4 protein-coding genes and 1 tRNA gene are annotated in these 6,199 nt (G+C 40.6%); 1 reads left to right on the top strand and 4 read right to left on the bottom strand.

From position 1 onward, the window contains the following. Nucleotides 1-73: 73 nt before the first annotated feature. Complete coding sequence (locus Q0594_RS00530) at nucleotides 74-406, bottom strand: helix-turn-helix transcriptional regulator (protein WP_298729068.1); 333 nt, start codon at nucleotides 404-406, stop codon at nucleotides 74-76. Nucleotides 407-790: 384 nt separating this feature from the next. Here Q0594_RS00530 and Q0594_RS00535 point away from each other — a divergent pair. Beyond that, nucleotides 791-862, top strand: a tRNA-Arg gene (locus Q0594_RS00535). Between the two features lie 136 nt (nucleotides 863-998). On the opposite strand, the gene Q0594_RS00540 is transcribed toward Q0594_RS00535, so the two are convergent. The 3 genes from Q0594_RS00540 to Q0594_RS00550 all read right to left on the bottom strand — a co-directional run bounded on the left by Q0594_RS00540 (nucleotide 999) and on the right by Q0594_RS00550 (nucleotide 5,761). Beyond that, nucleotides 999-2,543, bottom strand: a complete 1,545-nt coding sequence (locus tag Q0594_RS00540) for an ABC-F family ATP-binding cassette domain-containing protein (protein WP_298729069.1) — start codon at nucleotides 2,541-2,543, stop codon at nucleotides 999-1,001. Nucleotides 2,544-2,654: 111 nt separating this feature from the next. Then, nucleotides 2,655-4,367, bottom strand: coding sequence for an ABC transporter ATP-binding protein (locus Q0594_RS00545; RefSeq protein ID WP_298729070.1), 1,713 nt, complete (start codon nucleotides 4,365-4,367; stop codon nucleotides 2,655-2,657). Beyond that, nucleotides 4,364-5,761, bottom strand: a complete 1,398-nt coding sequence (locus Q0594_RS00550) for an MATE family efflux transporter (protein ID WP_366518779.1) — start codon at nucleotides 5,759-5,761, stop codon at nucleotides 4,364-4,366. Before Q0594_RS00550 ends, Q0594_RS00545 begins: the two co-directional genes overlap by 4 nt. Nucleotides 5,762-6,199 lie beyond the last annotated feature (438 nt).

Consider the following 6,199-nt stretch of genomic DNA (forward strand, 5'->3'; position numbering starts at 1 on the left):
TTTTAACATAAAATACAAGAAATGCAACCGCCCTCAGATTACAATTTGGTTAAGTTTTACGATACAAAGGGACTTATTTTGTCCCTATTTGTTTATTAAGCTTTTCATGGCAAGTTTCTCCGTCATCCATCACAAAAGAAATTTCCATATGTGCTCCGACTTTTTGTGCCATCTCTTCTAAGAATAAAATTGAGGGATTATGGTGTCCTGAAACTAACCGTGACAAATGAGCTGGTTTTATCCCAACCTTTTCTGCAAATTCGGTACGTGAGAGTCCGGACACAAGTCTCAACTCTGTAATCCTTACTGCCATTTCTTTTAGAGTGAAATCTAAATCTAAGTCTTTTTCGTAGTTCTCCCAATCGAATGACAAGCCTGCTATCGAACGCTTCAGATTTTGATCCATTTTTTAAAGCCTCCTCTTTAGTATATACAACTGGAATATTCAATTCAGTCTGCGATTTATTTCCCCACATTTCGAGTATCGCAGGACTTAATCCTTCCTTATCCAACAGTTTAAGAGCAGCAAGCATTTTCACCTTTTCTTTATACGGTCTACTATCCACATACTCTAACGTTCTTAGGTCAATCTGATGTTCTATTTTCATAATTTTCCCTCCCACTTAAACATTACCATATTTGGTAATTACCATATATGGTAATGTTGCTCTCTTCTTATACTTTTTTGATCTCTTTTAAAAATAAACGAATTAGACTATTTCTCCTTTATACTCTGATTTTTTCCAAAACTTGCACAGTTTTATAAAATTAGATACACTTAGAAAAGAACGTCGCCTTAGTGTAGTGGATATCACATGAGATTCCGGTTCTCATAACAGGGGTTCGACTCCCCTAGGCGGCTTACAATATACTCCACGCTACAAACATTGTTTTGTAGCGTTTTTTGATGCACAAAAAGCAGAACTTGAACTAAATTCAAGTCCTGCTTTATAAGAGGTTGTATCAACTTTCTTCCCTAAAAGTGAAGAATTTAATTTTTATGCGAATTTTGAAAAATCCCAGATATCTGTCGCTAATCCTTCATAAAATTCAGGTTCGTGACACACCATTAATATACTTCCTTTATATTCTTTTAATGCACGTTTGAGCTCATCTTTGGCATCAACGTCTAAGTGGTTTGTCGGTTCGTCGAGTACGAGCACGTTTGACTCTTCATTCATCAATTTACAGAAGCGAACTTTTGCTTGTTCTCCCCCACTTAAGACTTGCACTTGGCTCTCGATATGCTTACTGGTTAATCCGCAACGAGCGAGCGCTGCACGTACTTCTGGTTGTGTCATCGATGGGAAAGTATCCCAGATTTCTTCTAAGGCGGTCTTACGATTTCCTTTTGGCGTTTCTTGTTCGAAATACCCAAGGTCGATATAGTCCCCACGCGTTACTTTTCCGTTCAATGGCTTAATAATCCCTAATAAGCTCTTCAAGAGTGTCGTTTTCCCGATACCATTTGCACCGACAATCGCAATCTTTTGGCCACGTTCCATTTCAAGATTAATATGTCCTGTTAATGGACGGTCGTATCCAATCACTAAATCTTCGGCTTGGAAAATGTAACGACCAGGAGCTCTTGAAGTCTTGAAGTCGAATTTTGGTTTTGGCTTCTCACTCGCTAACTCGATAACTTCCATCTTATCCAGCTTCTTCTGACGAGACATCGCCATATTACGTGTAGCCACGCGCGCCTTATTACGGTTCACGAAATCCTTCAAGTCCGCAATCTCTTTTTGCTGGCGGTTATACGCCGCTTCTAGTTGCGCTTTCTTCATCGCATACACTTCTTGGAACTGATCATAGTCTCCAACATAACGGTTCAACTCTTGATTGTCCATATGGTAAATCAAGTTGACGACACTGTTTAAGAATGGAATATCATGCGAAATCAGGATAAATGCATTTTCGTATTCTTGTAAGTAGCGTTTCAACCATTCGATATGCTCTGCGTCTAGATAGTTTGTTGGCTCGTCGAGTAATAAAATGTCTGGTTTTTCTAATAATAGTTTTGCCAGCAACACTTTTGTACGTTGCCCACCACTGAGTTCACTCACATCGCTATCCATCCCAAATGCTGCAACGCCTAATGCACGCGCTACTTCATCGATTTTAGCATCCAGAATATAGAAGTCATGGCTATCTAGTCGCTCTTGCAACTCGCCCACTTCTTCCAGCATCGCGTTCATCTCGTCTTCGTTTGCGTCTCCCATTGCCATATACAATTCATTGATACGCGCTTCTGCGACAAATAAATCGTCGAAAGCTTTTTGAAGGACACTGCGAACGGTCATCCCTGGTTCAAGGACGGTATGTTGGTCTAAGTATCCCACCTTTACATTTTTAGACCACTCTATTTTCCCTTCATCGGGTTGTAATTGACCTGTAACGATATTCATGAAGGTGGATTTCCCTTCACCATTGGCCCCAACAAGCCCGATGTGTTCCCCTTTTAATAGACGGAAGCTCACATCATTGAAGATGGCTCTTTCGCCGAATCCGTGTGTTAATTTTTCTACATTTAAAATACTCATCAACGTTCTCCTTAAGTTTTCTCTGGGTCATTGTATCATAGTTTGCGGTAAATTCAAAAAGGCTCAAACAAATACGGAGCAAGAAACGAATTCTTACTCCGCATTTTTCTACTATTTAAATTGTGCTTTGTATAAAGCTGCATACGCACCGTTTTGTGCAAGCAATTCTTCATGCGTACCGTCTTCTGTCAGTCCATCTTCTGTAACGACAATAATACGGTCTGCATTTTTAATCGTAGCCAGACGGTGAGCAATAATAAAGGTCGTTCTGCCTTTTGCCAACTCGTCAAATGATTGTTGAATAAACTTCTCCGTTTGCGTATCGAGGGCGCTCGTTGCTTCGTCCAAAATTAAAATAGAAGGATTTTTCAAGAAAATACGAGCAATGGAGAGGCGTTGCTTTTGCCCGCCTGACAATTTCACACCGCGTTCTCCGATATGTGTATCCACTCCATCTTCTAAATCTTCAATGACTTCTTTCAGTTTCGCTTGCTCGATGGCACGGTCTACTTCCTCATCTGTCGCATCGAGTCTACCATACAATACATTTTCGCGGATGGTTCCATTAAAGAGGAACACATCTTGTTGCACGATCCCAATTTGACGGCGAAGAGACTGTAAAGTGAAACGATTGATATTGGTTCCATCAATCAAGATTTCCCCTTCTTTTAAATCATAGAAACGAGGCAATAAGTTCACGAGCGTTGTCTTCCCAACTCCACTTGGTCCAACGAAGGCAACGGTCTGCCCTGGTTCCACCGTTAAGTTGATGTGTTCCAATACTTTCTTATCGTCTTCATATCCAAACCCTACATTTTTATATTCCACACGTCCTTCAAACGCTGGTGCAGGAATGGCATCGGGTGCGTCTTCAATATCGATTTCGATATTCATTAATTCTTTGAAACGACGAAATCCCGCAAATCCTTTTGGATACAGTTCAATCATCGAATTCATCTTATTAATCGGTCCCACAAAGACATTAGACAGTAATATGTAGCCGACCAATTCTCCAGCTGTTAAATCCCCCATGACCGTGAAGTAAGCCCCTACGATTAAACTAAAAAGATTAATGCTGCGCATCAATAAGTAGTTGAAACTACTGCTTGTTCCCATCGTGCGATAAAACGCAATTTTATTCGAACGATACTCTTGAATAAGCTCTTCAAAGAGTTGTTGCTCGTGGTTTTCGTTCGCAAAAGCCTTCACTACACGCATTCCGCTCAGTACATTTTCTAGACCAGCCGTATAGTTGGCTAATCCCTTGTAGATATTTCGATTAATACTCGACATGCGACGATTAAATACCGCAAGTGTCACCGCAATAATCGGAACGAAGAATATCGTCAATAGCGCAAGCGTTGGATGGACTTGATACATTAAGAAGAATGAACCTATTAAGGTCATAATTGCAATAAAAAATTCTTCTGGCCCATGGTGCGCTAATTCGCTAATATCGAATAAATCACTCGACAAGCGGCTCATCAATTCCCCAATTTTCATATTATCAAAGAACGAGAAGGATTGTTTTTGAACCTTCGCGAACAACTCACGGCGCATATCCGTTTCAATATTAATCCCTAAAATATGCCCCATGTACACGACAATAAAGTTCAAAGTTGTCGAGAAGGCATACAGCGCAAGTAATCCAGCTCCCACGAGTAGAATTTGTTGTAAATTTTGAGACGGTACAATCTTATCGATAACACTTCTCACCATTACTGGAAAGGCAAGCTCGAGAATGGCCACAATCACCGCACAGGTAAAATCGAGTAAGAATAACTTCTTATATGGTTTGTAATAATGAATAAAATCTTTAATCACGTTTGCTCTCCTTTCGCATAATGTAATGTACTCCAATCTTTTGTCTTATAGACGATATGTCCATAAAGAACCGTTAATGCATTTGACAATAACATCGCAATCCATACACCGGTTGCCCCGAGTGCTGTAAAGGCTCCGAGCACCCAAATAATCGGCAGGCGCAAGACCCATAGTCGTCCAACTGACATATTCATAGAGTATTTCGTCACGCCACATCCTTGGAAGAATCCGTTGTACGCTGAAAATAAGCCCATGAAGAAAATAATAAAGGCGGTATAGTTTAAATACTCAACGGCATTCGCCCAAAGAACGGCATCGCTTCTGTCTTTAATAAAGATTCCAAGAATAGGAGATTGGAAGAAGAAGACAACCACACAGCCGACTGTTGAAATCATCAGCACCCATAGTAATGCTCGTCTAAAGATGGCATGCGCACGGTCATAAAGCCCTGCCCCCATATTTTGTCCGATAATGGCTGTTAGCGCCGCCCCGATTCCCATCTGTGGTTGCGTCAGTAAATCCGAGATGCGGTTTACCATCGAGTACGCAGCCAGTACTGACGTTCCATAAGACTGAATGAGTCCATTTAAAACTGTGAATCCTAATGCCGCTCCTCCATACCCAAATGCAGATGGCCATGCGACTTTAAGAATCTCTTTCATCACTTCTTTATCCACTTTGACGTGTTTCAAATAGATTTGAATTTCCGATTCCTTACGAACCGCACGAATGGCAAGCACTAGTAACAACGCTTTAGCAATGATCGTTGCCCATCCTGCTCCTTCAATCCCCCAGTTTAACCCGGTGAGTCCAACAAAAGGAATGGTTGCAAAAATGAAAATAGGATCTAGAATTACATTTGAAATTGAAGAAGCCGCACTAATCATTGTAATCGTGCGTGTTCTTCCTTGTGCATTTAGCAAGGACTGATAGCCAAAGTAGCAAAAATCAAAGAATAGTCCAATGAAGTTAATTTTCAAATACGATACAGATTTTGCTAAAAAAGTGCCCTCTGCCCCCATCCATTCCACGAATAGAGGTGCTAAGAAATATCCAATCACCGATAATATGAATCCAAAGAAATACGTTAAAATCATCGCATTTCCCGCATAACGTTTGGCATCTCTGAACTTTCCTGCTCCAAAATATTGAGCAATGAGTGCAGTTGCTCCAACGCTTATCCCCATTCCAAGAGAAATAAATAAAAAATTCAACGGCCAAATAAACGCTGTTGCCGCAAAATCTTCTGCTGACAGTTGCGCCACATATAATCCATCCGTCAAATTGTATAAAGTCCGAATTAGATTGTTTATCATTAGCGGAGTCGCAATCGTTAAAATTACACGATTAATATGCCCCGTCGTTATAAAATTTTGTTTTTCCAAAATAATCACCTGTTCTAGTATACATGATATCCTCACCTCTGTGAACACATACCACGAACAATTCAACTTTTCTGTACTTTTAAAGAGCGAAGGAGGTTCGCTTTGTGGAACATGGGATTTCTTCATAATAGCTGTAATAGGGCACCGGTTCGAGCCGAAGTCTCTCACCTCTAAAACTCAAAGCGGGAGTAAGGAACCCTTCCTAACTCCCGCTAATTCGCTTTTAGTGCCAGCCCCTATTACTACTATTATAGAATCCCATGTCCCCTCCCGAGCCTCTTTGCATTCTTATAAGGTAGAAAAAGTGTGCTGCTCTGTCTTTCTTCACCAGATTGGATAAATAAACAACTTCCTATTATTTTGCAAAACAAAATTTCACAGCACGTGACTTTAAGAAGCACCTCATTCTGTCATTAGCCCGTACGAAACACCTACAATGTCGTTTCC

The sequence above is a fragment of the uncultured Granulicatella sp. genome (assembly GCF_938030755.1).
GTDB lineage: Bacteria > Bacillota > Bacilli > Lactobacillales > Aerococcaceae > Granulicatella.